This window comes from Klebsiella pneumoniae subsp. pneumoniae HS11286 (assembly GCF_000240185.1).
In the GTDB taxonomy this organism is placed as follows: domain Bacteria; phylum Pseudomonadota; class Gammaproteobacteria; order Enterobacterales; family Enterobacteriaceae; genus Klebsiella; species Klebsiella pneumoniae.
On sequence record NC_016845.1, the window covers coordinates 4,521,010 to 4,544,684 of the forward strand.

Annotated in this window: 27 protein-coding genes; 5 read left to right on the plus strand and 22 right to left on the minus strand. The window is 50.6% G+C overall.

What is annotated here, in order from left to right; all coding sequences use genetic code 11:
* Window positions 1-49 precede the first annotated feature (49 nt).
* The 3 genes from KPHS_44920 to KPHS_44940 all read right to left on the minus strand — a co-directional run bounded on the left by KPHS_44920 (window position 50) and on the right by KPHS_44940 (window position 3,361).
* The gene (locus KPHS_44920; protein ID YP_005228792.1) at window positions 50-1,648 is read right to left on the minus strand and encodes a hypothetical protein; all 1,599 of its coding nucleotides are present in this window, start codon (window positions 1,646-1,648) and stop codon (window positions 50-52) included.
* Window positions 1,649-1,851: 203 nt separating this feature from the next.
* On the minus strand, window positions 1,852-2,862 hold the full coding sequence (locus KPHS_44930; RefSeq protein YP_005228793.1) for a hypothetical protein: 1,011 nt from the start codon (window positions 2,860-2,862) through the stop codon (window positions 1,852-1,854).
* Between the two features lie 205 nt (window positions 2,863-3,067).
* Window positions 3,068-3,361 (minus strand): type I toxin-antitoxin system SymE family toxin, encoded by a 294-nt coding sequence (locus KPHS_44940; RefSeq protein YP_005228794.1) that lies wholly within the window; start codon window positions 3,359-3,361, stop codon window positions 3,068-3,070.
* 589 nt (window positions 3,362-3,950) lie between these two features.
* Between KPHS_44940 and KPHS_44950 the strand changes: the two genes are divergently transcribed.
* Both KPHS_44950 and KPHS_44960 read left to right on the plus strand, forming a co-directional pair.
* Complete coding sequence (locus tag KPHS_44950; protein YP_005228795.1) at window positions 3,951-5,066, plus strand: hypothetical protein; 1,116 nt, start codon at window positions 3,951-3,953, stop codon at window positions 5,064-5,066.
* 52 nt (window positions 5,067-5,118) lie between these two features.
* The gene (locus KPHS_44960; RefSeq protein ID YP_005228796.1) at window positions 5,119-6,486 is read left to right on the plus strand and encodes a hypothetical protein; all 1,368 of its coding nucleotides are present in this window, start codon (window positions 5,119-5,121) and stop codon (window positions 6,484-6,486) included.
* Between the two features lie 39 nt (window positions 6,487-6,525).
* Here KPHS_44960 and KPHS_44970 read toward each other — a convergent pair whose 3' ends face one another.
* Complete coding sequence (locus tag KPHS_44970; protein YP_005228797.1) at window positions 6,526-6,660, minus strand: hypothetical protein; 135 nt, start codon at window positions 6,658-6,660, stop codon at window positions 6,526-6,528.
* A 735-nt stretch (window positions 6,661-7,395) separates the two neighbouring features.
* Between KPHS_44970 and KPHS_44980 the strand changes: the two genes are divergently transcribed.
* Both KPHS_44980 and KPHS_44990 read left to right on the plus strand, forming a co-directional pair.
* Window positions 7,396-7,551 carry a hypothetical protein gene (locus KPHS_44980; protein YP_005228798.1) on the plus strand — a complete coding sequence of 52 codons (156 nt, stop codon included), beginning with the start codon at window positions 7,396-7,398 and terminating at the stop codon, window positions 7,549-7,551.
* Between the two features lie 147 nt (window positions 7,552-7,698).
* Entirely contained in the window at window positions 7,699-7,878 is a 180-nt protein-coding gene (locus KPHS_44990; RefSeq protein YP_005228799.1) for a hypothetical protein, read from the plus strand.
* 53 nt (window positions 7,879-7,931) lie between these two features.
* Here the strand turns inward: KPHS_44990 and KPHS_45000 are convergent, their stop codons facing one another.
* Genes KPHS_45000 through KPHS_45080 form a run of 9 tightly spaced genes read right to left on the minus strand, consistent with a single transcriptional unit; the run spans window position 7,932 to window position 15,393 of the window.
* Window positions 7,932-10,709, minus strand: coding sequence for a conjugative transfer ATPase (locus KPHS_45000; RefSeq protein ID YP_005228800.1), 2,778 nt, complete (start codon window positions 10,707-10,709; stop codon window positions 7,932-7,934).
* Window positions 10,706-11,104: a TIGR03751 family conjugal transfer lipoprotein gene (locus KPHS_45010; RefSeq protein YP_005228801.1), complete on the minus strand. Its 399-nt coding sequence runs from the start codon at window positions 11,102-11,104 to the stop codon at window positions 10,706-10,708. The genes KPHS_45000 and KPHS_45010 overlap by 4 nt, the downstream gene beginning before the upstream one ends.
* A gap of 13 nt (window positions 11,105-11,117) precedes the next feature.
* Window positions 11,118-12,602, minus strand: coding sequence for a TIGR03752 family integrating conjugative element protein (locus tag KPHS_45020; RefSeq protein ID YP_005228802.1), 1,485 nt, complete (start codon window positions 12,600-12,602; stop codon window positions 11,118-11,120).
* Window positions 12,599-13,444: a TIGR03749 family integrating conjugative element protein gene (locus KPHS_45030; protein ID YP_005228803.1), complete on the minus strand. Its 846-nt coding sequence runs from the start codon at window positions 13,442-13,444 to the stop codon at window positions 12,599-12,601. The genes KPHS_45020 and KPHS_45030 overlap by 4 nt, the downstream gene beginning before the upstream one ends.
* Entirely contained in the window at window positions 13,444-14,097 is a 654-nt protein-coding gene (locus tag KPHS_45040) for a TIGR03746 family integrating conjugative element protein (RefSeq protein ID YP_005228804.1), read from the minus strand. Before KPHS_45040 ends, KPHS_45030 begins: the two co-directional genes overlap by 1 nt.
* On the minus strand, window positions 14,094-14,465 hold the full coding sequence (locus tag KPHS_45050; RefSeq protein ID YP_005228805.1) for a TIGR03750 family conjugal transfer protein: 372 nt from the start codon (window positions 14,463-14,465) through the stop codon (window positions 14,094-14,096). Before KPHS_45050 ends, KPHS_45040 begins: the two co-directional genes overlap by 4 nt.
* A gap of 9 nt (window positions 14,466-14,474) precedes the next feature.
* Entirely contained in the window at window positions 14,475-14,828 is a 354-nt protein-coding gene (locus tag KPHS_45070) for a TIGR03745 family integrating conjugative element membrane protein (protein ID YP_005228806.1), read from the minus strand.
* A 14-nt stretch (window positions 14,829-14,842) separates the two neighbouring features.
* Window positions 14,843-15,079, minus strand: coding sequence for a TIGR03758 family integrating conjugative element protein (locus tag KPHS_45060; protein YP_005228807.1), 237 nt, complete (start codon window positions 15,077-15,079; stop codon window positions 14,843-14,845).
* Window positions 15,076-15,393, minus strand: a complete 318-nt coding sequence (locus tag KPHS_45080; protein ID YP_005228808.1) for a hypothetical protein — start codon at window positions 15,391-15,393, stop codon at window positions 15,076-15,078. Before KPHS_45080 ends, KPHS_45060 begins: the two co-directional genes overlap by 4 nt.
* A gap of 448 nt (window positions 15,394-15,841) precedes the next feature.
* On the opposite strand from KPHS_45080, the gene KPHS_45090 reads away from it, so the two are divergent.
* Entirely contained in the window at window positions 15,842-16,516 is a 675-nt protein-coding gene (locus KPHS_45090) for a hypothetical protein (RefSeq protein ID YP_005228809.1), read from the plus strand.
* 259 nt (window positions 16,517-16,775) lie between these two features.
* Here KPHS_45090 and KPHS_45100 read toward each other — a convergent pair whose 3' ends face one another.
* From KPHS_45100 to KPHS_45180, 9 genes are all read right to left on the minus strand, one after another.
* Window positions 16,776-17,252, minus strand: coding sequence for a hypothetical protein (locus tag KPHS_45100; protein ID YP_005228810.1), 477 nt, complete (start codon window positions 17,250-17,252; stop codon window positions 16,776-16,778).
* 101 nt (window positions 17,253-17,353) lie between these two features.
* Window positions 17,354-18,001: a TIGR03747 family integrating conjugative element membrane protein gene (locus KPHS_45110; protein ID YP_005228811.1), complete on the minus strand. Its 648-nt coding sequence runs from the start codon at window positions 17,999-18,001 to the stop codon at window positions 17,354-17,356.
* 110 nt (window positions 18,002-18,111) lie between these two features.
* A complete protein-coding gene (locus KPHS_45120) occupies window positions 18,112-18,375 on the minus strand; it encodes a hypothetical protein (protein YP_005228812.1) in 264 nt (87 codons plus the stop codon).
* Window positions 18,372-20,471 (minus strand): TraG-family protein, encoded by a 2,100-nt coding sequence (locus KPHS_45130; protein YP_005228813.1) that lies wholly within the window; start codon window positions 20,469-20,471, stop codon window positions 18,372-18,374. Before KPHS_45130 ends, KPHS_45120 begins: the two co-directional genes overlap by 4 nt.
* A 37-nt stretch (window positions 20,472-20,508) precedes the next feature.
* Window positions 20,509-21,021, minus strand: a complete 513-nt coding sequence (locus tag KPHS_45140) for an integrating conjugative element protein (RefSeq protein YP_005228814.1) — start codon at window positions 21,019-21,021, stop codon at window positions 20,509-20,511.
* Window positions 21,018-21,587 carry a transglycosylase SLT domain-containing protein gene (locus tag KPHS_45150; RefSeq protein ID YP_005228815.1) on the minus strand — a complete coding sequence of 190 codons (570 nt, stop codon included), beginning with the start codon at window positions 21,585-21,587 and terminating at the stop codon, window positions 21,018-21,020. The genes KPHS_45140 and KPHS_45150 overlap by 4 nt, the downstream gene beginning before the upstream one ends.
* Entirely contained in the window at window positions 21,566-22,183 is a 618-nt protein-coding gene (locus KPHS_45160; RefSeq protein YP_005228816.1) for a TIGR03759 family integrating conjugative element protein, read from the minus strand. The genes KPHS_45150 and KPHS_45160 overlap by 22 nt, the downstream gene beginning before the upstream one ends.
* Window positions 22,184-22,296: 113 nt before the next feature.
* On the minus strand, window positions 22,297-23,037 hold the full coding sequence (locus tag KPHS_45170; RefSeq protein YP_005228817.1) for a hypothetical protein: 741 nt from the start codon (window positions 23,035-23,037) through the stop codon (window positions 22,297-22,299).
* Window positions 23,037-23,606, minus strand: coding sequence for a type IV B pilus protein (locus KPHS_45180; protein YP_005228818.1), 570 nt, complete (start codon window positions 23,604-23,606; stop codon window positions 23,037-23,039). The genes KPHS_45170 and KPHS_45180 overlap by 1 nt, the downstream gene beginning before the upstream one ends.
* Between the last annotated feature and the right edge of the window lie 69 nt (window positions 23,607-23,675).

Genomic DNA, 23,675 nt, shown 5'->3' on the forward strand with positions numbered 1-23,675 from the left:
AATTGGGTTTTGAAGATTTTTCTCTCATGGGGTTAAAATATTAACTATATTAGCTTTGAAGATATTTTCTTACTGCCAAGTACTCTTTTACACGACCATCCCACAAAGATGAAGACTTTTGCATGGAATTAATCAAGTCGTCGAATAAGTAATCTCTATTTTCAACAATCACTTTTCTGTCAGAAATTCCTTCTGGAGATAATTGATGAAGATGCATCATAACATTAAATTTTTGAGAACTCGTTGCCGCATCATTATCAGAACAACTATCAATAATCGACGTTATTGATACATTTTTATTACAACAGACCTCAATCATAAACTCGAACTCATCGATTGTCATATAGTATATTCTGTTTTTGTTGATAGGTAATTCACCATATTTATTTTCAAACATACCAAAAAATGAACCATCCAGCACATCCTCTATCATCTTACCTGTAGGAATATAATGATCCATGTGTGTGATAATAATCAAAGAGTCCTTTATACATTTTTCTTTTTTATCTATTTCATTCATATTATAAGCACAATCCATACCTTGAATCACACCTTTAATGAAACTATTTGCCAACCTTTCCTTGATAGATTTAGCAGAATTGGAGTGCTTTATTATTTTATCAGGCTCTATCGCTTTGGAATCAATATAAACAGTACCTACATCCTCTCTAACAATAAAATCGACAGTTTTTGACTGTACTTCATTTTGTTTATAGATGCTGATAATTTCCTTTTCGGAAATAATTTTTGATGGTAATTCGTTTAATATCGAACCAATATATGACTCCATTACTTTCGCAAATCTATCTTTATAACTGGAACCATGTTTATCTTTTAATAAAGTTGGAACCAAAGAGGACAGAGATGCTCTCAGGAGATGTTTGCTTAATATGATTAATCCTTCATCTATCAAAATAAAAGGTTTCATCATCATTGGCGGGTCAAGGTAGTATTCACTTTCTCGTTGTTTTATATCTTTGAACCCTGACATAAACCCTCTCAGTTCATTCCATTTCACTGAAACTAAGTCTAGGTATTTCTTCACAATATCAGTACCAAACATTGGAATTAAATGTATTAAATACAACCTAACTGGAATGTATTCCGACTCTTTACCATTATCAATACATGACATCATTGCAAAATAAGCACTTATTTTATAATAAGATTCCAATGTTATTCCATGCGTTTCCTGGAAAACCTTATCAAAATAGCCACCATCATAATTACAATACCAATAGTATTGTCTTGCTAGTGTATTTAACTCTAGTTTCATAGGAGCTTGATACAGCTGTTGATTAATGATCATACGCCTGAGACTAAGCAGTACCTTCTTATCATCAAAAAAACCAGAAACCTCATTCTGAAGATTATATATCCTATTAACAATATCGATGAAATCTCTTTTATTCATTGGAGATACATTTCGTTTAAGCGGTTCCGATAATTTCCATTTTAATGCTAAGAAGCAACACCATGGGAAATTAGAAGAAATCCCAAGTTCTGGTTTTAAAATGGTTTGAAAATGATCGTACATCATCGTTATAAAAGAAGCGTCATCATAACCTGATAGCTTCTTTTTTATTGCCACAACCTTACCATTATAATCTTTTCTTACTTTAACTCTGGGGAAGGCTTTAAGTGCCATGTATTATTACCTTATTAATATAATGATTGATTTTTTTGTGCGATCACTCAAAATTAAGGTTATTTCAACATCATTCAAAACCAAATTTTAAATTGACAAAAATCGCACTACACTGCACTTACCTATACACTTAAAATACCTAATATAAATCAATTTAAATCAATGTATCGGCACTCGATTAAAGAGTACCGATATAATAAAAATCACCTATGTTTATACAGAGAAGATTTTTGATTTTTCCTAATTTTTTTACCATTGAACTGTTGTTTATAGCGATCATGTATACGACGCAAACGCAATTTTATATGACCATCCGAAGATACCTTTGCTCCAGTCATTGACATGATCGCTTTCACTGTCAAAAATTGTTCCTCTTCATCATCACATACGTATATTAATGAATCCAGATTTCCAGGTTTGATAAAATCCTCTATCAAAGCTTTATATTTATCATAAAGAGTTGCATAATCCTCTTTTTCAGAAAGCCTCTCAACATATTTTTTTAGCTTTGGTGTTTTTATATCATCAATATTTTGGGCGCAAACCTCACCATATGATTCCGCTAATTCCTTGACTTTATTAATTAAACTGATTATATCTCTGGTAGGAATAATGGGTTTTAGTCGACCAATAGTATCGGGAGTCCATTCATAGAAAGTGATAACTTCTTCCTCACCATCTTTTTTGATAGTTCTTTGTATTTCAGTACCAACATCTACATTAATAATCCAGTTTTGATTTCTCTGGGCATCATCTATAAATCGTAAAACAGAATTAGGGAATGATTTATAAAAACTATCAAGAATCTTTCTTGCAGAAATAAGATTAGTCCTGAGACATGCAACTTCATTAGGGTAATCTTTTTCACCAAAAATATATCCGCGAAGTTTTTCTACAGCTAATCTCCGTTCAATCTCACTTTCAACTCTTTTTTTCTCTAACCTAAATGAATTATCTGCTTTAAAATATTCTGAAGCGCAATGCCCTCCTATAAGGGCTTCCACTCCATCATTAGTTATTCCAAGCCAGCCATTTTTGTGTTTTTGATGGCAAATTCCTTTTTTTGTGCGAACCTGACAAATCACATTCTCATCAAAACGATACATTCCTACCAGTGATTTAAAATTATCTGGACTAATTTCTTGCTCAGAATTGAAAGATGCCCGCTTTTCTATCTCGTTATAGCTAGAAAAATATATAGCCTTTTCTGCCATATGCACTCCTTAGCCAATTTATGTACAGTTCAAAAATAAACCACACACGGAGTAATGGCAAGCAGATTCGTCCACTTATTCACTAATAACTACCTGATATCTATAGTAACCAGTAAGTGTTTTCTTCGCGATCGTTCGTCATGGAAAACTGCCCGCCCATAGGCGAGCAGTTACGATTCCAGTCAACACGGCATTTCGTGGGGCGTTACCCCTCAACCTCTCCTTTGAGCCCGATGAAGGCCTGCTTTATCTGCTGAAGTTGCTTACGCAGCTCATGTATTTCGTCGTTATCAGGGATAAGCACAATGCAGTCTCCGGCAATCTTCACAGTAACGCCGGTTCCGGTTTCAAAACCGGCGTCCTTAAGCCATTTTCCGCTCAGGTGTAGAGAAGGTGTGCTGGCATCGCCCCGACCGGGAAGATAGCCGACGGTGTAGCGCCGCTGGGTTTTAACAGGTTTTTCGGATGACAGGTCAGTTTGGATAGGGGTCGTAGCCATAAGGCAACCTCCAGTGAGTAGCAAGTTATTCCCACCACTAGAGAGGTCAATCTCATTGGCGGTGGAACCGGACGAGGTTGACCTTACCGGCCTCACTGACACCGGCGCGTCTCGCGACGCCCCCGTCCGGCCCACCATTGAGATGTAGCAGAACGCACGGCACAAAAAAGCGCAGACGCGCCTTGTGTCGTCAGTGAAGTGTTTCAGGAGGTCAATCCCGTCATCTGATTTTGCAGATGCATGGGAAAGATACTGCGATCGCTGACGGGCGGCAAGAGGTTTTATCTGAAGGAAGATCGCAGAAATGAAATGTTTCAATGTCAATAAGTTACAGGAATGGTAAGAAGAAAGCCAACATACAAGTAACTGGGATAATTACGGGTATATGCTAACAAAAACAAATTGATTTATAACAAAGGCTTTCTCGTATCTATATCAAACTACAACGTCAATTTTTATCTATAAATTGTTGTAACTTAGTAAAAAGCACAGTAAGTTCATTACGTGAACATTATCAATGTCCGGAAACCCTATGTTTAAAAACGGATTTTTCGGCCCAATGAACGCCAAAACTCAAGAAGGAATGGGTATGTCAGACTTACCAAAGAATATCCAAGTTATATTTGATAACAACCCAATGCTCAAGGAACTAATCCCGAATCCAGTTTTGGCCTCAGGATCATCTTTTATCGTTGCTTTTAATGATAAACTAGCACTGAGCACAAAAAACTCTGAAAAAGACGATATTTATAAAGTTGTCTTTAAGAAAGATTCATCTCGAGATTTAATGGCCATTAATAGTGGCGAATTAAAGGGATTGCTCACTACTACTTGTATAGAGAAAGGTAAAATTAGTGATGTGGCAGGTTTAGAAAAAATAGAAATAGATAATAAAAATGAACTTATGCCCACATTGTTAGGCATAAGTCTTTATAGTTCTATTCAAGCCAGTCTATCCTATATATCTCAACTCTTTACTGATATAAGAAACCACCAAATTATCGAGGAACAAGCCAGATTTGAAAGAATTTCTGAAACAATAGTAGATAGTTTTAGAAGCATACCTGATATTTCATTAGATCGTTCGATGAGGGATGTTTATTTAACGCGAATCGTTAAAAACAATGACGATTGTTTTGAACTGTATGCTTCACAAAGAATACAATTCGCAAAGCTTTTGCAATCAGAGCCAGAATACTATTCTACCGGTTACAACCATTATTACAATAGCAACAACGGCCAACGATTTTATCCTGATCGTTTTTTTATAAATAACGTATTAACACATCCTGTATTCGCAGTCTTTGAACGATTAGTCGCTGGCAGAATTTGTGAAATTGTTATTAGCGGTAACTTTTCCGATAGCAATATTCAAAGACACAAAGATTTCATATATAGAATCCAAACCAAGCTAGAAGAACTTATGAAATACCGGTTATGTGCTTTCGAACGCTTCACTATGGAACAAAAAAACATCATCGATGAAGATTTAAATTTAACTGGCCATGACCGAAAAGAATTAGAAAAAAACCTAGCCGAACACATTAATTTCGTTAAAGAAATTAATGAGAAAATATTTTCACTATTAAAAAACAAGCTTGATGGATTTAACGTACTAACACACCTTATGGATCAAGATGAGATAACTATATATATCCTTGATGGAAAATTATTAATAAATAACTTCAAGTCAACCCCAAATTAAAGAAGTAAGTAAAAATCTCTTATTGTTGTTAGTTTATCAATGGAGTGCTGTTATGGAAAAAATAGTAATAAAAAACTTAGATATAAAAAGATTCAATGCATTAGCTGCACAGTCAAGAAGCCCTGCAGCAGCATACATGAGTGAGGAACTTGAATGGTACGCAGATTCCGACGAAATTGTATTGGGTATTGTTCTCAGAGACACAATAGATAGCGATTTTGTTGGAATTATTTTAGGGAGAGATGAGGGGGACAGGTTCCGCGCTTTCGATGTTAAGGCATCAATACCAACCCAAGAAGAAGCAAGAGTTTGGGTACATGGTGGTATCAAATGGTATGCTGGAAAAGGGGAGAGAACGTTCCCTCAGGGCGATGAAAGCAAAGGTTTAGATTTATTTACTCCTGTAGTTCCAGTAGCAAAGCAACATCCATACTTTGCCAAATTAGCCCAAGAAGATTCTTTTATACCAGCCAAGGCAATAATAAATCAATTAATGCCCCATTATACTGATATTGATGGTAATTTTGTTGAGCAGTTTCAAAGCTCAGGTTTTGACGCCCGACTCTGGGAGTTATACCTAAATACATATCTCAATGAAGAGCAGCTTTTTTTAGATAGAGAATATCATGCCCCGGATTTCTTAGTTCAAAAGTATGGAATCAAAGTAGCAATCGAAGCAGTAATTGTTGGTAGAAAAGAAAGTAATCCAATATCTTTTTTTCAAGATGAACCAAAGTTTTTAACTCCATCAGAGATAAAGGAAAAGCTCAAAGATGAAATGCCTATTAAATTTGGTAGCCCTCTATTTAGCAAGCTCAGAAAAGAATACTGGAAGCTTGACCATGTAAAGGGAAATGCACTTATATTCGCAATTGCTGACTTCCATGATGATCAATCTATGCAATGGAGCTCAAATGCTTTGATAAGTTATCTTTATGGTGTAAAGCATGAATTTACCCGAGATAAAGATGGCCAGCTAATTATCTCACCTTTGAAAATTGAAAAACATCAAGTAGGAAATAAAACTATACCCTCTGGTTATTTTTTCCAGGATGAAGCTGAGAACATCAGTGCGGTGTTATTCTCATCAAGTGGAACAATATCAAAATTTAATCGCATTGGTCGACAGGCTGGCTATGGCCCTGAAAATATTATCATGCATCGCTTTGGTACTTGCCATGATCATGATCCTAACGCATTTCTCCCCAAGCAATTTGCTTATACAGTTACCACTAATTCTAACGAAACATGGGGTGAGGGATTATCTATGTTTCACAATCCTAACGCTAAGCATCCCGTACCTGAAGCGCTATTTCCATCAATTGCTCACCATTACTATGACAATGGTCAAATTGTCAGCCACTTACCTGAATTTCATCCTTATTCGTCAATGACAATAAATATGAAAATTGAGGCATGATTTTTTGATAAATAACCGTTACCGGACGCCCCCCCACAATCACCATAAAGCAGCAATGGGTTGCTTTATGGTGAAATCATATAGCACATGCCATATCGAATTCTTATTCAATTCGTGTTGATATTGAGTTAAAAAGCACATAAAAATATTATTATTTAAGGTATTTAATTCCACTCTCCTATGGGCTATCATGGGTTGCAGGGCGTTCAATGTCAATATAACTAACCTAATAGGTGTTTATGGCAACTACTTGGGAAGATTATCAAGAAGAAGCTGCATCATTCTTCAGATCTCTTGGTCTTGAAGCAACAACTAATGTTAGAGTTAACGGCATTAGGACGCACCATGACATTGATGTTTTGGTTAAATCCCATCATGCAGGATTTGATATTATATGGCTTGTAGAGTGTAAGCATTGGAAAAACCCAGTTTCGAAACTTCACGTTCTAGCTTTGCGTGAAATAGTCACTGAAATAGGTGCAGATCGAGGAATATTACTGTCTGAATCAGGTTTTCAAAGCGGAGCTATTGAGGCTGCCAACCTAACAAATGTCCATATAACATCACTTGCAGAATTGAGTTTATCTGCCAGTAAAGATATATATTCCATGCGATTGCGCGAGCTCTATAACCAAGTTGAAATCTGTAATGAACGTTATTGGAATATACCTAAAGATGAGAGAATTAAGTATGGTCTTCGACCTGAAGTTGGAGCAATTAACTATTCAGCCCCCCGTGTAGTCGAGCTATGCAGAGATTTATTTTCTCGTTCATTTAGAGGTGTATATCCCTTTGAATGTGAAGATCCAGGGAAATTTCTCTTCCCACACACCCCCCGAATTTTTAAATCTCCTGAGGAAGTTGTAAAGGCTATAAAACCCTTAATTTCAGAACTTGAGGAAAAATTAAATGAATGTGAGCGCCAGATCAACATCATTAAATAACTACTCAGATAACAATCCGGCTAACTTTAGTCTTTTAATCGTTAGCAGTTTTATGCATTCATGGTCAAAATTATTTTTCTCATATCTCATAGCAGAACATAATCGACTGGATGACGTTTAACTCCGCCCCCAATATGAGCAATAATAATCTCCTCCATTTACATATAAATTGCGAGACATCTTCCAAATTCACCAACTCAATATTGTGCAACTCCCCCATCGCCTTATTTAATACCCCCCCCCACAAACAAACACACCTAACCAAAAAATGATCAAACAATCAGACAGCGAACTGGCCGCCTTTATTATCGATATCGCATTAAGCGACAGCTGCGTAAAAGAAATACTCTTATCCCGTCTGCGCTCGACGTTATTAGTCGAGACAGCCAGTGATGAAACCAGAGAATACCTCGAGCTGATGCTACAAAGAGTGTCAGTGTGCCATTAAATCCACCGTTACGTCGGCCCACACCAGAAGACAGCGTCTCACGACTCCCTCCCCTAGCGAAGGATCCCCCGCAATTCATCCATCTGCCGGGCAACCCGCTTCGCGGCCCCCAACTCGCTAATACCGTATTCATTCATCAACGCCCTGCGCTGCGCCTTCTCCTCTTTCTCCGTCATCCCCAGCGCCAGATACAGGCTGGGCGGCACGGCGCGAAACAGCGCCTCAATCCGGCTGGCGAGCACCACACCCTCGGTATAGCAGTGCTTCGCTTTATTGGCCGACAGCAGCATGGCCTTCTGCTCCTCCGTCAGCTTTTTAAAGCGCGCTATCTGCTCCACCTCTTCCGGCGGCATCACCAGGCACAGCCACCACTCGATCATGTTGAGCATCTTTTTCGCCGCATTGGGGAAGTCATCAAGGTTCTGCGTCGCCAGCCAAAGCCATGCTCCCAGCTTTCGCCACATCTTGACCACCTTCACCACGTAGGGAGCCAGCAACGGGTTGGTGGTGATCATATGGGCCTCATCGGTGGCGAACACGATTTCCCGATCGTCGAACTGATCGCGTTCCGCCAGATTATTGATGGTGTTCACCAGCGAAATATAGGCTACCGCCAGCGGCGCTTCATAGCCTTCACGCGCCAGCGTGCCGAGGTCAATCAGCGTCACGTCCGCTTCCGGCCAGTTCTCGCCCGGGCGATTAAACAGCTCACCCAGAAAGCCCTGCATAAACACGCCGAGCGACTCCCCCATATTCTGAGCGCGTACCTGCCGTTCGGCGGGGCGGGCGGGATCGCGGGCAAACTGATAAAACGCCGACTGAAGGTCGCCGGTGATCATCTGCCTGCCTTCGTCCCAGGCCTGTTGCGCCGCCGCCAGAATGGCCTCACGCATCATGCCGCGATCGGCGCGTTCCAGCCTGGCCTCTTCCTTCTCCTCCCCACCGGTGATCATCAGGCGGGCGGCGATCTCCAGCTCCCCCAGAATGTCGCGCTCCTCGTCGCCGTCCTCTTCACCGTCAACGTCGTCAATATCAATGCCGTCGCTAAGCTCGCTTTCACTGACGGGGACCACCGGCTGCTCAATCAGCTTGTGCGCATCAGCAAACGGGGCCAGAGAAATCCCGCAGCCCGGCTTGATGCTGATTTTGTTCACCGTCAGCCCCAGCTCACCGCAGTAATCGGCAAACAGGCCAAAGCTGTTCCCGGCTTCAGCGATGAACAACCGGGGCCGGTGGATCGCCATTAACTGGGAAAACAGGCTGTTGAGCGTGGCCGACTTGCCGGAGCCCGTCGGCCCGAAAATCGCCATATGGGCGTTCTTGGTACGGTCATTGCTGTTCAGCGGATCGAACGTGAGCGGCGCGCCGCCGCGATTAAAGAAGGTGAATCCCGGGTTGCCGGTGCCGGTATCCCGCCCGAACAGCGGTGACAGGTTCGCCAGATGCTGGACAAAGGTCAGGCGGGTATACCAATGGTGCTTATCCCGGGCCGGGTTAAAGCACATCGGCATGGCGCGCAGGTACCCATTCAGCGGCGCAACCTCGTATTCGCCCCGGGTGGGCTGTAAACCGGCGTTCAGCAATACTGCGTTCAGCTCGCGCTGGCGCGACTGGAGCTGCGGCAGATCCGGAGCCGTTAGCAAAAACGTCATGCTGCCGTGATAGAGCTTGTGCCGCTCGCCCAGAAACGACTTGGCAATGGCCGCATCTTCCCGCACCCGGGACGATTCCACGTTTTCGCCAATCGCGTTTTTTGCCAGATGGGTAAAACGCTCTTCCAGCACGTCCTGTGCCTGCACCACAATGGTCATGCACATCACGGTGCCTTCCGGCATGAGGTCCATCAGGGCATTGATGTTGTCACCCTTGCGGGTCTCCCCGGTCAGATGTCCCACCGCAGGGGGGCGACGCAGGCGATCGATAGTTACCGCCCGGTGAGGCTGTTCGTCAAACCACCAGACGCCGTTTTCCGCATCCGAGCGCGGCGGCGTAAACCATAAGGATTCGCTGAAGTCGGTCATCAGCGGCAGTGCGTTATGTGGGTTGTCGTGATGGCGGGCGGTGCGGTAGAGCACCTCCTTTTCCACCCACTGCGGGTCGGGGTTAAACCAGCGCAGCAGCCAGGCGTGGATCTGCTCCCCACTCTGGCGTTCCGCCACCACGCCCGCGCCGTTCAGGGCGGAAACCAGCCGCTCGCACACCTGACTCAGCGCCGTTTCGGGTGAATACGGATCGCGCTGGGCGGGGTCGACATAGCGATAGACCACCATGCGGGTACGCCGCTGCTGACCACGCCACGGCGCGCCGGTGACGGTCTTATCAATAAACAGCCCTTGCGGTACGGCGATCCCGCGCATGTGGCCTTCAATCTCCCGCAGGTAGTCCTCGGTGAAGGCGCTCCCCTGCGCCCAGGGCTTGATGTAACCGCGCAGCCTGTCCAGATAGGCGGTGACGTCTGTTTCATCCTGACAGAAGAACTGGATCACCCACGGGCAAGTATCCCGCTCGTCAAAGCTGTCCTGAATGGCGTCTTCAATGACGTCACGGATCTCCTCCAGGCGCTCCGCCGTACGCCCTTCCGAACCGACCGGCAGCACGTCGAACACCGCGCCCACCGACACGCCGTCATCCAGCAAAATGCTCTGGCTGGACGGCAGATATTCAACCCAGGGCAAGTAGTCAATCAATGGCGGTTCACGATGGTAGCGCGCTTGCTCATCCGAGATTTTCAGCTTGCCCGATTTCCTCAACGACGGTTTGAGTACCGCCTTCTCTTCAGCCTGCGGCACAGGTGCCGCCGCCTTTTCACGCGTAAACAGGCTAAACATCACAGCGCTCCCACTCGTTCACCCGGCAGGGCATACTGCACCTGGCTGTAGAAAGGAAATACCGTGCTGTAGCCCGGTACCGGCACGTTGCCTACCGTCATATGTGGGAAGACATACATCACCAGATCGGGATTGGGCAAGCGAGGAAATTGCTGCTGGATCTCGCTGTTAGCATCCCGGCTGTAGCTTTCCGCCACTGCCGGCTGCGCGTTCCGCTCGACGTCATTCAGGTCGCGGCGCAGTACGGCGCGCGCTTCTGCGGTCATCTGCGGCGAGCCGCTTTTTTGCTGCCACAGATCCAGCATGGTGGAATCCCCCGGGGGAAGTAATTGCTCTTTTGACGTACTGCATCCGGCCAGCCATAGCGCGGCCAGCAGTAAATATATTCTGGGCATCATTCACCTCGTTCCTTTAATCCAGATGCTGCTGCGGGCCGACGGCCGCATCGTATTTGACCCTGCGGCCCTGCTCTTCATAGTCAATCGGCAGTTGGCGGGTGATATGTACCGCCACGCGCAGGCCGGGTGGCACATAGATAGCGTCAAACGTCTGGCCGTAGCGCTGGCGTACCCAGTTGGTGGTTTCCTGCATCCCGCCGGACACCGCCTTACCCAGCGCATAGGTTCCGGCATCTCCCGTTAACGTCCGGGTTACGTCAGTCCCCTCCGTGGAGGAGGTCATTTCCCCTTCCGCCATTGCTTCCGCCGCTGCCGTCGCGCCGGACAGGGCAAACAGGGTCGGTAAATAGGTGGAGGCATTGGATTTACGCTCACCGGCCAGACACGGAACGCCATGCTCATCCGACAGCCAGCCGATGCTGCCGCCGCTGCGGTTTTTGTTATCGCTGCCGTCGGTCGATTTAGCCGGGCTGGGAACGGTACGAACCGTACCGTCGCTGAAAACGAAGGTGATGCTTTGCACATCGCCCCGCACGCAGGAGAGCGTCCAGTCGCCGGTTGCCGTTCCTGAGACAATCGCCCCTTCCACGTCAGGCAACTGGATGCCGTTTGCCGTCAGGTTATCTTTGCCGATCAGCACTTTGAACGGGTAAGGGTCGGTGACTTTACCGTCAATCGGTACCCGCCCCAGCAAGGCCGTCATGGCCTGGCTGCCTACCAGCGTTGAGTTTTCCGGCAGCGTATACACCGGCGTCGCCGCGTCCTCAATGCCGCGCTCATTTTTCGCGTTACGCGCCAGTTCGGCCTTCTGGCGGGTGATCTCGTTATCCTCCAGACTGGAGAAACGGCTGGGGAACTGAAGCGCGCCGCCGGTTCCTGATGCGGAAACGTCGGCCAGCGTCATTTTGCCGTCACGGCTCATCTGCATCGCATCCTGCGGCTCAATCCAGACCATGCCCTCGCCACTGGCCGGTGCAGGCGGCTCATCTCCGGCTCCCAGCCCAAGGCCAACGGGTAAATCGCCGTTCGCCCCGGCAGACGAACCGCCTGCGCCGCCGTTCAGCAGTCTTTCCTTCAGCTCATCGAGGGCTTTGCTCAACTGGCGCTGCTCTTCCTTTACCCCTTCGGCCTTTTGTTCCGCCTCTTTTTGCGCCTTTGCCACCGCCGCACTGATGCGGTTATCCAGACCACTTTCCCCCTGCGCCAGTCTGGCGTTCTCTTCCGCCAGCGCTTTATTGTCTCGATCCAGTTCGACCTGCTTATTCTGGATCGTCCGCATCCGGCCAACCAGCGTGCGCAACGTGTCCTGAGGCGTATCCCCTTCCACACCCAACGCCTTCAGCTCTTCCTGCGTCAGATCCGCGACCACGCTATCCCCTGTCTGCGTCGCCGCAGGCTGTGAACGTGAACCGCAGGACTTCACCCCAATGGCAATGGCGATAAACAGACAGGCGGGCACCGCCATCTTTAACAACGTGTTTGACTTCACCTGCATCATCGACCTCCCTTTTTCGCCATCACCGCACTGGGCAAGAAGGCGTTTTCAGGCCGCCCTGTGAAAACCAGATACAGCAGAGTGGTATCCTCCGGCGTCCCCTGCGCACCTAACCAACGGTGTTGAAATGTGGCGCTGTAAAAACGCCCCTGTAAGCGGCGAGGGTCAAGCACCACTGGCTTATCGCTCTGGTTCTTCAGCCGGACGGCGACCACGCTGTATCCGCTCGCGGCCCATGCGGCGAGCGTTTTGGTTTCGACAGGTTCCGAGGGCAGCAGAGAGGTGATGACGGCAGGCTTAAGGGAGACAGGAGAAATACCGGGCACGGCCTCCACCGTGCGCAGCGGGGCATACAGATGCTGCGCCGCGTAGCGCGTCAGCTGTACCGGTAAAGGCGCGGAGAGCTTTACTTCGCCTTGACCAGCCGCGCCGTTTTCCCTTTCACCGCTGGCGTCACGCCCTGACACGGCTCCCTTATGGCTGGCGCTCGCCGTCGCGACTTCCCCGGAGTAAACCAGCCTGACCGGCTCCAGCGCGGCTTTTCCGTCCTGGGCGCTGACGTCCAGCAGGATCAGCTCGCCGTTTTCCAGATCCTGCAACTGCAAGCGGGTCACGGGGAATGCCTCCTCCGCCTGAAGGTAGACCGCGCCGCCGCTGCTCTGGATGCGCATCTTTCCGTTCAGGGTTGCGGGGAAGCCTACCCGCACGTTCTTATCAACAAACACAATCCGCTCCTGCCCGACGTTCAGCGGGACAGGCAGTGGAATGCGCTCCCATTTCATGAGCTCCACGGCCTGAACGGCGCAGGGAGCCAGCAGCGCGAGGCTTAATAACAGTCGCTTCATCAAAATATCCCCTTCTTCTCAGGCACATCGACCGGGGCGGCTTCCAGGCGCTGCGGCATCGCGGCAAAGCAGTCCAGCGCCAGGCCAAACGGGTTCAGTTCCGGATTGACGTCCCAGCGCACCACCTTCAGCGGATAGCGAACTAACGCGCGTTTGACCGGTTCGTTGTGGTAATACTCATCGGCGGTGAGGTCGAGCCGGATAACCCAATGGTCGCGATCGACAATCTCCACCCGATCGCCGCGGTAACCTCGTCCGGGGATTTCATAGATACCGCGCACCCGCTCGCGCAGTTCGCCGGAGAAGTTGCGCTTGCGCGCGTCGTCCTCCAGTAACGTCTGGCATTCCGGGGTCAGGTAAGGGGAAAGAGACTTAATTCTGGCCGGATAATCCTGTTCACCATCCTTCGGCCAACTGTTCAACTGCTGAAATACGTAGAAGCCAAACGCGTATACCGTGCTGGGCGGCACTTCCCACCAGGGGCGGGTGCTGCCGCTGCGCAGGTCCGGCGGCTGATGGATAGTGAGGTTGCGCGGCGCGTTCATCCAGCCCAGGGCCAGCACCAGGCACACCAGAATCAGCAAAACGCAGGTTCCGCGCAGCGTCCAGATATGCGCATCGCGGGCGTTAAGGGCATTTTTGAAACGGCTCACAGGTTCACCTCCAGCTGTATCACCGCCCTGCTCCGCCGCAGCGACCAGCGGCGCGACACCAGAATTAGCCGGGGATTGCCCAGCCCCCACTGGACGAGCGCCGCTTCAAGGCGACGATAAAGGTAGTTTTCCGGCTTGCCGCGCTTGATCCGCGCCAGCACTTTGCCGCCGAAGACAATCACCAGTAGCGGCAAAATGAGGGCAATCGTTGGGATCATGACCCAGGAAAAAAACAGGAACGGCAGGGAGATAACGATGCCTGCCAGCGTGCTGAACAACGCGGTCAAACCTAATTCGGGGGTGGTGAACCCCCGGAAAACGACCGGTTCAGCGTTGAGCCTGTCAGGCATGAACTGAATCGTCGCCATCGTGCCCCCTTATCCGGCCACGATGGTGGCGGCTTCGTTGGCAAGCCAGATCACGGCGACAATCAGTACCACACCCACGGCCACCATGGCACCAAACTTGCCCCAAGTCGCCTTGCCATCCCGGACTTCGGCAAACGTGGACACGCAGCTCATCGCCACCACGATAAAGGCCACGGCGGCGACCACTAACCCGCCCAACACCAGACCGTCATTGATATAACCGGCGATCTTTCCATAGAACGTGCCGTCGGTTTTCGACTTCGGGCCTTCGACCGTCGGCAAATCGGCCAGCGCCGGGGAAGAGAGTCCTAAAACCAGTGCGGTACAGACCGTCTTCCTGGCGCGTAAAAAAAGTGCGTTCATGTTATTCCTTCTCATTAACTTGCAAATAAAAACAGGCTGACCACCAACAGGACGACGACGCGAATGACAAACGACAGGACGGTCTTTTCCGACACGTTCCCTGCTTCCCAGCCGCGATAGACGGTGACAAAGGCAAACGCGGCCCACAGAAACAGCACGGCGACCAGCGTGCCGATAAACAGCAGATTGAGGAGATTCGGGTCGGCGTTGTTGGTCGAGGCGCGAAACGCCTGCTCCTGTTCGTGGGTCATTGCTCCCCCTCGCGTTGGTACTGGCCGCTGATATCCTGCGGCAGTACCGGCTGAGCGCGGGAAGGCTCAAGATAGGTTGAGATGCCGCGTTTGATTTTCGCGATATCATCAGTGGCCTGCGGGTAGTCAAAATAAAAGCGGTGTGATGTGTGTTCCTGTACTGCGACGACCTTCGCCCGCTCCAGACTGGCCTGAAGCTGGTCTAGCTGTTTCATGACTAACGCCAGTTCATCCTTTTCACTGCCCTGCGCACAGGGAAGCACGGTGAATAAGGCCCCCGACAGACAAAGCGCCCGGACTTTCGTCATGCGCATATAACCTCCTTTTGTTGAATAAACGTGCGCAAAGGAGATTGGCGAAAAGCGTTACCGGAAGCTGTAAACAATCAAAACCCGGATTTCAAAAATTAATACGTCACTGAGCGACGCCTGCGGCATCGACGGGGCTCTTTGCCGCCCCGGTCTGGCAAGCCAGTCTCCCCGCAGGCTGCGCGAAGGCGGCAGAAAGAGGCGCAGACGTGCTATTCCGCCGTCTTCGCGCAGCTTGGTTTAATCATTTACGCAAAAACAAAATTAGATGGTCGTAAAAACGTCAGGGTAATAAGATAGATAGAGCTGCTGACATTAATCAGGGATGAAAATAGTGGGGCTTAATCTTCAGGGATATCACGTTACAATCGATCACTCGCATCGCCATTGGCTCATTACAACGCCTGAAGGAAACCCAACCCGTGAACGGGTGGGAAACCTCACTATTTATTCCATGTTCAGAAGGCAAAAAGCGCCCGCCAGCCTTAACCGTGACCGTAAACAACGCAAGCTGGGCGATAATTGTCCCTTGATTTATGCTTTGAAGGGAAAAGAGGGGCTGACAACGGACTTTTCCAGCATAAAGGCATTAAGCCAGAGCTTTAACGCCATACTGGAAGCCATTGCTCAGGCAGAGCCTGATGGTTACGACCTGATCGTTTCTATGCCATCCGCCCACAACATTAGCCACATTGTAGGGAAAAGATTCTCACGCTATTTCAACGCGCCGCATTTTAAAGATCTGCTGCGGAAAATTACGGTTGAAGAGGCTTTTATTCTTCTCGATCGTGCGAATATTGATGTAACTGACGTAAAGTCGCTTCAGTACCAGCTAAGAAGACAAAAAAATGAAGTGGGTTATCAGGGCGCTTTTTCACTAAAAGGTATCCCAACGGAGCACAGGGCCGTTTTCCCGCCGATAACGATCAATACCGCTTTAACGATGCATCTCAACGCACACAGAATATTAATTACGGATGATCTGCTGGCGACCGGAACAACGCTGGAAACCGCAGCTAGTCTTCTGGGGACGCTCTGCCCGGGCGCATCGGTTCAGGCCGCCTGTCTGTTCAGTTCGATGGGTAGACTGACTCGCGGTACTCTCAAGAAAAGGAAGTTCAGGGGCTGATTGGTTGAATATCACGCGGCATCCGCGTATACTTTACAACAGATGTAAAGAGTGTGCTTGAGCCTCCCCGCTCTCTAAATCCCGATGAGGCCCGCGTAGGCACCCTGGCGGTGGTCAGCTCGTAAAGAGTAAGTAACCCGCCGGTTAGGCAGCGGCTAACCCCTCAACATCATATGATGTTGTTGTAACAGGTAAAGAGTACCGGCGAAGGGGAGAATATCAATTCTCCCCTTTGTTTTTTGGTTAAAACCAAAGAGGCTCAGGCCGAGCCCTGATACATGACGATTCCTGCCTCACCCAGCCGGTCTGGCGAGATTCGAGATCTATTCTTAAGATTCAACATACTGGTTTCTTCAGTATTTAAAAGCACCAGTCGATAGTTCTGTTCGATGAAAGCAATGATTTCCTCATCGGTAGCCCCCTCTTCAACAATATCAATTATCTTTTTTGCAAACGCGCGTTGCGGCATGACGTGTTCAATGCGTAATAAATGTGCATCGCCACGTTGGCGGGCTTCGTATGCTCCGATACTGCATTCTGCGGTCGGCATTTTTTTTAAATTATTGACATGGGTAAGCCCATATTTAACGCGGATACAAAGAACATCAATGATGCGTTCCACTGAATGAATAGCGCCGCCGTTATCAGGGAAGCCAGCGGCATTAGCCTTGTTTCTTGCCTCAATAAAAAGCCTCAATGCGGGCAGCAATGTCTCAGGGGTATACTTGCCAGACATAGGTTATTTCCTCTCAGTGTTCGCGCCATGTGTAGGGTGCAGGTGTCTCATTTATAAATAAGTTATACCGACGTCATTAAACTTAGCGTTAAATAATACAATCACAAATACTTCTTAAACGCCCCGGTCGTCAACGAAATCACCAACCCCAGCAGCAGCGCCGCAGGCAGCAGAAGAATATTGGGATATACCGCAAACGGCATCGACAGGTAGATAACGCAGGGTAAACAGGTCGCCGGTTTAATCCAGCGCTTGGCGTGGTGATAGATAAAGCTGCTCTCATACGCCGCGCCGTAGCGGCGCAAATCGCGCCGAACCAGGCCGTCCACGATGCCGATCGCTGCCACCATCACAAACAGCGGCACAGACAGCACCAAAATTGTGACCCGAATAAGAAAAACCAGCGTCACGTACACCGTCGCCAGCAGATACTCCCGCAGCTTCACCAGCAGCCAGGCCGCGCCGCCGTTTAGCGTCCGGGTAAAGTCGTTGCCTTGATCTGCGTGGGGGGCATTCAACCAGCCCAGAAAACCGCTGTCCACAAACAGCCACTGATACGCCAGCGTCAGCCAACACTCTACCGTCACCACCGGGTCAGACAGCAGCAGGCTGCGGGTGAATTCTTCAGAGAAATACCGGCTTTCCGTCTCCATGACCGCTTTGCTGTGCAGGGCTCCTTCTTCAGGCCAGAAGAAGGCAATGCCGACATACTCAACGATCAGGCTGAAAATCAGCGACACGAGTAACATGCCAACTAGCTGCCAGGGCCAGTGCCAGAACACGTTCGATAGCAGCCCCGGCGGACGCCGGGGAACCTCCTGCTGGCGTGGGGCAGTGGTTGAAGCCCCGGGCTGCGCCATCAATGCACCTCCAGCACTTCAAGCTGGCACTGAAGCAATACCGTATGCGCGTCAACGGTGATCCAAATCCCGACGCTATTAGATGAGCACATATCCTCTTCCCGGCAGGCGTCTATTCCCGCGTCATTTAACGCTGCGATAATTTCGGCTGCTCTGGGCGTGGTGCAGACGTGGTGCATTAAAATCTGCTTTGCCGCGTCAGGTAACAGGGCCGGGTGCCCTAGCGCGGAGACCATCACGGCGCAAATCTGGTAACGTTTCATTCTTCCTCTCCTTCTGCCTCTTCAATCATGCGGTCGCCCGGCATCGCGCCGCCTGACCACCACTCATCCCCGGTGCGGTAGTTTTTCTGCATATATCCGGCGATCTGGCTGATGCTCTCCGGCATAAAGGCATCATCGCCTGCTGCTGGAAGCGGCATCCTTAATTTCCAGAGCCGCCCGCCTTCAAGCAGCGCAAACGCCTGCCCTTTTGGCAAATTAATAACGTTGGCGGGCGTTATCAGCGGCGTTCGCACGCTGCTGACCCTGTCCTGAACGTTACTGGTGAAGTCGCTGCCCTGATCGGGATTGGAAATGTCAGTCACGCCGGAAACCAGCGTTTTGGTATACACCTCCACTTCCGGCAGTTGTCGGGTCAGTAGCTCAGCGGTTTCCGTATGGCGGACCCGCAGCATAACCAGACTATTGAAGTTACCCACCACCTGCGCCGCTTTGGCGGAGTTACCGATTTTCGCCTCGATATCCGGCAGCGTTTGGGTGTAGGCCGTGATCTGGATCCCCGCGCCGCCCCCTTTATTAATCAGAGGAATGAACTCGTCCCCCATTAATTCACTGAATTCGTCACAGTGGAGGCTGATCGGTGTGTTGCCGCCGCTCTGCTGCGGCAGGCCGTCATTAATGCCGAACTTATAGATATAGCCCGCCACCGACACCAAATCAGCAAACATGCTGTTACCTACCGCCGCAGCCACTTCAGGATCGGAGAGCGCATCCAGGCCGACGTACACCACGCCCTTTTTGCGGATAACCTGCTGCCAGTCAAAGATCGGGCGTGGGTCGTTCAGGTCACTGTAGTTCGGAGAGATGAGCTGCGCCGTCTTCCCGGAGGTCAGCTTTTCCAGCAGCGGCAGCAGCGAAGCCACAATTTTGTCGTAGTACTTCTGGTCATAGCGCACCGAGGAACGCAGCCCGTCCAGAACCGGGTCATACACCCGCTTTCCGGCGTCGCTACCCAGCACATGTTCAATCGCCACCACACGCAGGGAGCGCCCTTCCATATGACGGGGAACATCACGCTCCGTCAGCGTCGCCGTCAGGTTTTCTATCGTCAACCACAGGTCGGGATGGTGCTGGCTCAGCCAGCTTTCGCAATAGTGTTCAAACAGATCGCCGGGGTTGTTAACGTAGCGCTGGATCAGCGCGAAGTCCGGACGTTGTCCCAGCGCGACCAGCGCCCGTGCGATGATATTGACAAAGCGCCAGGCAAATTCTTTAAACGCGGCGGAGTTCCCCGCATCGCTGAGCTGCCCGGCGACCCGACTCGCTACTTCCGAAACTCTGCCGAACCTTCCCACAGCATTGTAGCGCGCAGAGATATCCGGCCAGCCCAGATGAAAGACGTGAAACTCATCGCCGCGCCCGGCGCGCTGGCACTCCGCGTACATCCTTTTCAGCAGGTCGGCATCCCCTTTGGGGTCGAACACAATCACCACGTCTCCCCGGCGAATATCCTGAGTAATCAGTAACTCAGCCAGGCGCGTCTTCCCTACCCGGGTGGTGCCCAACACCAGTAAATGCCCGACCCGCTCGCGCAGGTCCATCAGCACATTGGTTTCATCCAGCTCAATGCCGTGCAGCGCCGGTAAACCGCCCACAGGCGGCAGAGGCCTTACCGGATTAAACGCGCTCTCGCTTGCCAGTAACCGGCACAGGGTCGGAAAACGATATTCCTGACGTTGTTCAACCCGCCGCGCCGCCTGATAAACCCAGGAAGGGTTTACGTATCTGGCGACCTCCGGGCGTAACGTATCCAGCAGGCGCTGCGTGTGCCGCTGCTCCCATAAAAAGCCTTTTCCCAGGAACAGCTTCATCTGGCTCACTGGCACCTGACGGCTGGTCATCACGTAGCGGGGTAAGCGCCGGATATTACGGCGATAGCGAAGTACCCGCAGCCCTTCGCGGGTGCGCTTAATCGCGAATATCCCCAGCGCTCCGGCCATCACGTAGCTAACGCTGGGCGCTAAAGCAATCGCCCACGGCGCGGTAACGCAAACATAGCTGGCGCAGGCGGATACCACGGCGGTATTCAGTTCAACCGCCGGTCGCAGCAGGGCTTCAATCACATAGCGATCGCTCACCTGGTTGCCTCCCGGATTGGAAGGCGTGTCATTAGCTTCATTGTTCAATTCCCTTTTCGCTGATGAATACCGGGTAGTGTTGCAACCCCAGCCGCTTCGCCAGATCGCTGCCGGATACCGGCAGCAGCTCGATATCACCGGCCAGCGTTTGCAGCTCGCCAAACGCCGCTTCGTCCTCGATATTGACCACTAGCCCAACGGCCCGCAGCTGCCGCAGCGATTCCTTTCGTTCATCCAGCCAACGGCGGGACAGCGGATCGTTACCCAACAAAAATATCGGCTGCATCCCTGGTAAACCGAGGCGGCGGGCCTCTACGCTGCCGGGCGTTAATTCAGGCGTGGATATTGGCAATACCGATGCCAGTGACGCGGGTGCAGCGGGCAATACAGCCGCCTCCGGCGGGTTTGGTGATTCAAATTCATTGGGCTGATTATTAATGCCGTCAAAATAAGGTGCGGCAGGTTCCCCGCCCAAATCGGCAATAACGTTCAGCCCGGCGTGCGCATTGCCAAACAGGCAACAGAGTCCCAAAAGGTAAATGCTCTTCATGGTGTTTTTCTCTTCGGCTCTACCCAGCTCACCGCCGTGGGCTTTACCGGGTTCAGAGTATTCAGATGGCGTTGAACAACCGCTTTATAGACGCGGGCCGGCTTGCCGCCCGCAGGATGATGGTAACAACCGGCGGCCTGCATCCAGCTTCCCGGTTGGGCGTCGTAGCATTCGCGTAGGATCCGCGCCGCGACGCGCAGATTGGTGTAGGGGTCAAAGGCGTGCCAATACGATGAAAACCGGCTGCCGTTCCAGCCCAGATTAACCTGAGCGACACCCACATCGATTCGCTTCAGGGGATAGCGCCGGATAAACCCCAGCAACGCCTGATAGGCCTCATCACGGCTGGCATAACGATACCCGATTCCGGCAACGTTGATGGTCCACGGCCACGGACGAACGCCATGGGCCAGCTTTTTGGCCGATTCGGTCAGCGCCAGCGAGTACAGCGCTTCGGCAGGTACGTTTTCCTGTTCCGCAATCTGACGGTAGCCGGATGGAATCGACTGTGCGCAGGCCAACGGGGGAAACAATAGCAGGAACATCAGAACGCGACGGGCAACCATCCGTTTTCCCCCTGTTCCAGCACCACGGGCATTTGGCCTTTGCCTAACTTCAGCCAGCGACCAGCGTCATGGTTGAGCGTAATCGCCCGCGTTTTTACGCGTTCAGCGGGAATATGCCGCCTGCTCGCCCACTCACGTACCTTCGCGTCCTGGCCTTCGCTACCGACCAGATAAATATCAAACGGCTTCTGGCTGGCGAGCAGCTTCGTCAGCGTTTTATCACAGGGCGGGCAGTCCGCTTTGACAAACAGCGCCAGACGGCCATGACTCCGGGGCTGAGCTGGCGCGCTGCCCATACCTGCGCCAATCGGCAGAATATGGGGGTAAAGCCGTTTCCACGCCGCGTCGACCTCCCGCTGAAACGCCAGCTCGGCCTCCACGCGCTTAAAGTCCTGCTGGACGGACAGTTCGGCAAAGCGGCGGCGCTCTTCCGCCGTTCTGGCTTCAATGCCCAGCGCCGTAATCGGGTCCAGATCGGGAGAGAATACGCCGCGCCGTCCATTCATTAACGCCTGATAGCGTTGCCACTCCTCGTCGGTCAGTCCCCATGTCTGAGCGCTTTTACGGGTGTTCGCCTGCTCAAGCTTTCCGGCCACAGTATCTACCGACTGGCTATGCGCCCAGGCTTGAGCGTCGGTTTCCGCTGCGCTGGCAGGGAGAGAAGAGGCGATTAACAGCAGAGGGAAAAGTATCGTTTCACGATCGCTCCTTAATGAACGCTGAGCGTCAGCGTGCGCCCCGCCGTGCGAAAGGTGGCCTGACGGGAGTCGATGGTCAGCAACATCCAGCCGCTAAACGACTCGCCGGGGGTTAGTAAGCGAACCTGTTCCAGACTGCTGGCCTGTCGGGGAGTAACGGAAACAAAGCGCGCCCCGCCTCGATACTCAACGCCATTCAAAACAAACGGTGCGGATGCGGATGAAATCACTTTGGCAGCCGTCTTCTTAACCGGCTTTTTCAGGGGATTTGCTACCGCTGACGATGATGATGGAGCAAGCGCACTCTTACGCCCGGCGAGAAGATCGGCCATCTGTTGCTTCAGTTCCAGCCACTGGCCGGACAGCGCCCCGTCGCGCTGCTCCAGCACCTCAACGCGCTGCGTTACCGACGTCATTTGCTGCTGTAATTGGGCGTGCTGCTGGTTCACTTCCTGCCGATTTTCCGCGAGCGCTTGCGTTAACTGTTCCTGAGTCACCGCGCTAACCAACGGCTTCGGCGGTTCTGTCTGCTGTTGACGCGTTTCTACCCCAGCAATGCGTTGTTCAAACTGGGCCTGTTGCTGCGCTAACGTCTGCCACTGCTGCTCCAACGCAGCGGAGGACTGCATCAGGCGCAGCTGCTGCGTCCACAAAAAGGCAGACGACGCACCGAGTACGATCACCATCGCCAGACATCCCGCTTTGCGCAGAGGAAACGGCTTACCCGCCCTTTTGGGTTCTTTTTCTTCCATTATGATGCGTTCCCTTTCAACGTTGGTTTGGTGAGGAAACGAGAGGGCGATGTTTCAGCCTTTGGCAGCTGGTACCCGTCCCTCAGGCTATGGCAGACAATACGCTGTACGTCGTCAGCTTCCAGTTGCCAGGCGCTACCCGCCATGACCTGTAGCGCCGTGTTCAGCCGCATAGGGCCGAGCTGGTAATGCACCGCCGGGAGAGACTGGTTATACAGAACGGCATTGGATGAAGTGACGGCGCAGAGGCTGTAACCCGACTGTTTTAAGGCGTAGCGCATGGCATCAGCTACGGTCGGCGTCAGCGATGCGGGAATGCGGATATCAATGATTTGTTCCAGCGGCGCGCGCTGGGCGGCGCTGGGATCGGTACTAACCAGCAGGTAGCGATCGTAGCGCACCACCTGCGGCGCGTTTTCGCGCTGGTAAACATCATCAGCCGCAGACTGAACGTTGCTGTTTAGCGTACTGGAAAGGGATAACGCTGGTTGTTGTAACTTTTGCTTTGGCGCGCAGCCGCCAATCACAATAACCCCTATCACGCAGAGCAAATACCGGTGATATTTCATAAAAGATCCTCTTATCGACGCGGAAAAACGCCAATGTGCGAATCTTTCTTTACATGTTCAATTAACAAC

What these genes read in the sequence shown, in the direction of transcription:
- KPHS_44920 (YP_005228792.1), bottom strand. Translation starts at nt 1,648, where the DNA reads ATGGCACTTAAAGCCTTCCCCAGAGTTAAAGTAAGAAAAGATTATAAT.
- KPHS_44930 (YP_005228793.1), bottom strand. Translation starts at nt 2,862, where the DNA reads ATGGCAGAAAAGGCTATATATTTTTCTAGCTATAACGAGATAGAAAAG.
- KPHS_44940 (YP_005228794.1), bottom strand. Translation starts at nt 3,361, where the DNA reads ATGGCTACGACCCCTATCCAAACTGACCTGTCATCCGAAAAACCTGTT.
- KPHS_44950 (YP_005228795.1), top strand. Translation starts at nt 3,951, where the DNA reads ATGTCAGACTTACCAAAGAATATCCAAGTTATATTTGATAACAACCCA.
- KPHS_44960 (YP_005228796.1), top strand. Translation starts at nt 5,119, where the DNA reads ATGGAAAAAATAGTAATAAAAAACTTAGATATAAAAAGATTCAATGCA.
- KPHS_44980 (YP_005228798.1), top strand. Translation starts at nt 7,396, where the DNA reads ATGAATGTGAGCGCCAGATCAACATCATTAAATAACTACTCAGATAAC.
- KPHS_44990 (YP_005228799.1), top strand. Translation starts at nt 7,699, where the DNA reads ATGATCAAACAATCAGACAGCGAACTGGCCGCCTTTATTATCGATATC.
- KPHS_45010 (YP_005228801.1), bottom strand. Translation starts at nt 11,104, where the DNA reads ATGATGCCCAGAATATATTTACTGCTGGCCGCGCTATGGCTGGCCGGA.
- KPHS_45020 (YP_005228802.1), bottom strand. Translation starts at nt 12,602, where the DNA reads ATGATGCAGGTGAAGTCAAACACGTTGTTAAAGATGGCGGTGCCCGCC.
- KPHS_45030 (YP_005228803.1), bottom strand. Translation starts at nt 13,444, where the DNA reads ATGAAGCGACTGTTATTAAGCCTCGCGCTGCTGGCTCCCTGCGCCGTT.
- KPHS_45050 (YP_005228805.1), bottom strand. Translation starts at nt 14,465, where the DNA reads ATGGCGACGATTCAGTTCATGCCTGACAGGCTCAACGCTGAACCGGTC.
- KPHS_45070 (YP_005228806.1), bottom strand. Translation starts at nt 14,828, where the DNA reads ATGAACGCACTTTTTTTACGCGCCAGGAAGACGGTCTGTACCGCACTG.
- KPHS_45060 (YP_005228807.1), bottom strand. Translation starts at nt 15,079, where the DNA reads ATGACCCACGAACAGGAGCAGGCGTTTCGCGCCTCGACCAACAACGCC.
- KPHS_45080 (YP_005228808.1), bottom strand. Translation starts at nt 15,393, where the DNA reads ATGCGCATGACGAAAGTCCGGGCGCTTTGTCTGTCGGGGGCCTTATTC.
- KPHS_45090 (YP_005228809.1), top strand. Translation starts at nt 15,842, where the DNA reads ATGTTCAGAAGGCAAAAAGCGCCCGCCAGCCTTAACCGTGACCGTAAA.
- KPHS_45100 (YP_005228810.1), bottom strand. Translation starts at nt 17,252, where the DNA reads ATGTCTGGCAAGTATACCCCTGAGACATTGCTGCCCGCATTGAGGCTT.
- KPHS_45110 (YP_005228811.1), bottom strand. Translation starts at nt 18,001, where the DNA reads ATGTTACTCGTGTCGCTGATTTTCAGCCTGATCGTTGAGTATGTCGGC.
- KPHS_45120 (YP_005228812.1), bottom strand. Translation starts at nt 18,375, where the DNA reads ATGAAACGTTACCAGATTTGCGCCGTGATGGTCTCCGCGCTAGGGCAC.
- KPHS_45140 (YP_005228814.1), bottom strand. Translation starts at nt 21,021, where the DNA reads ATGAAGAGCATTTACCTTTTGGGACTCTGTTGCCTGTTTGGCAATGCG.
- KPHS_45150 (YP_005228815.1), bottom strand. Translation starts at nt 21,587, where the DNA reads ATGGTTGCCCGTCGCGTTCTGATGTTCCTGCTATTGTTTCCCCCGTTG.
- KPHS_45170 (YP_005228817.1), bottom strand. Translation starts at nt 23,037, where the DNA reads ATGGAAGAAAAAGAACCCAAAAGGGCGGGTAAGCCGTTTCCTCTGCGC.
- KPHS_45180 (YP_005228818.1), bottom strand. Translation starts at nt 23,606, where the DNA reads ATGAAATATCACCGGTATTTGCTCTGCGTGATAGGGGTTATTGTGATT.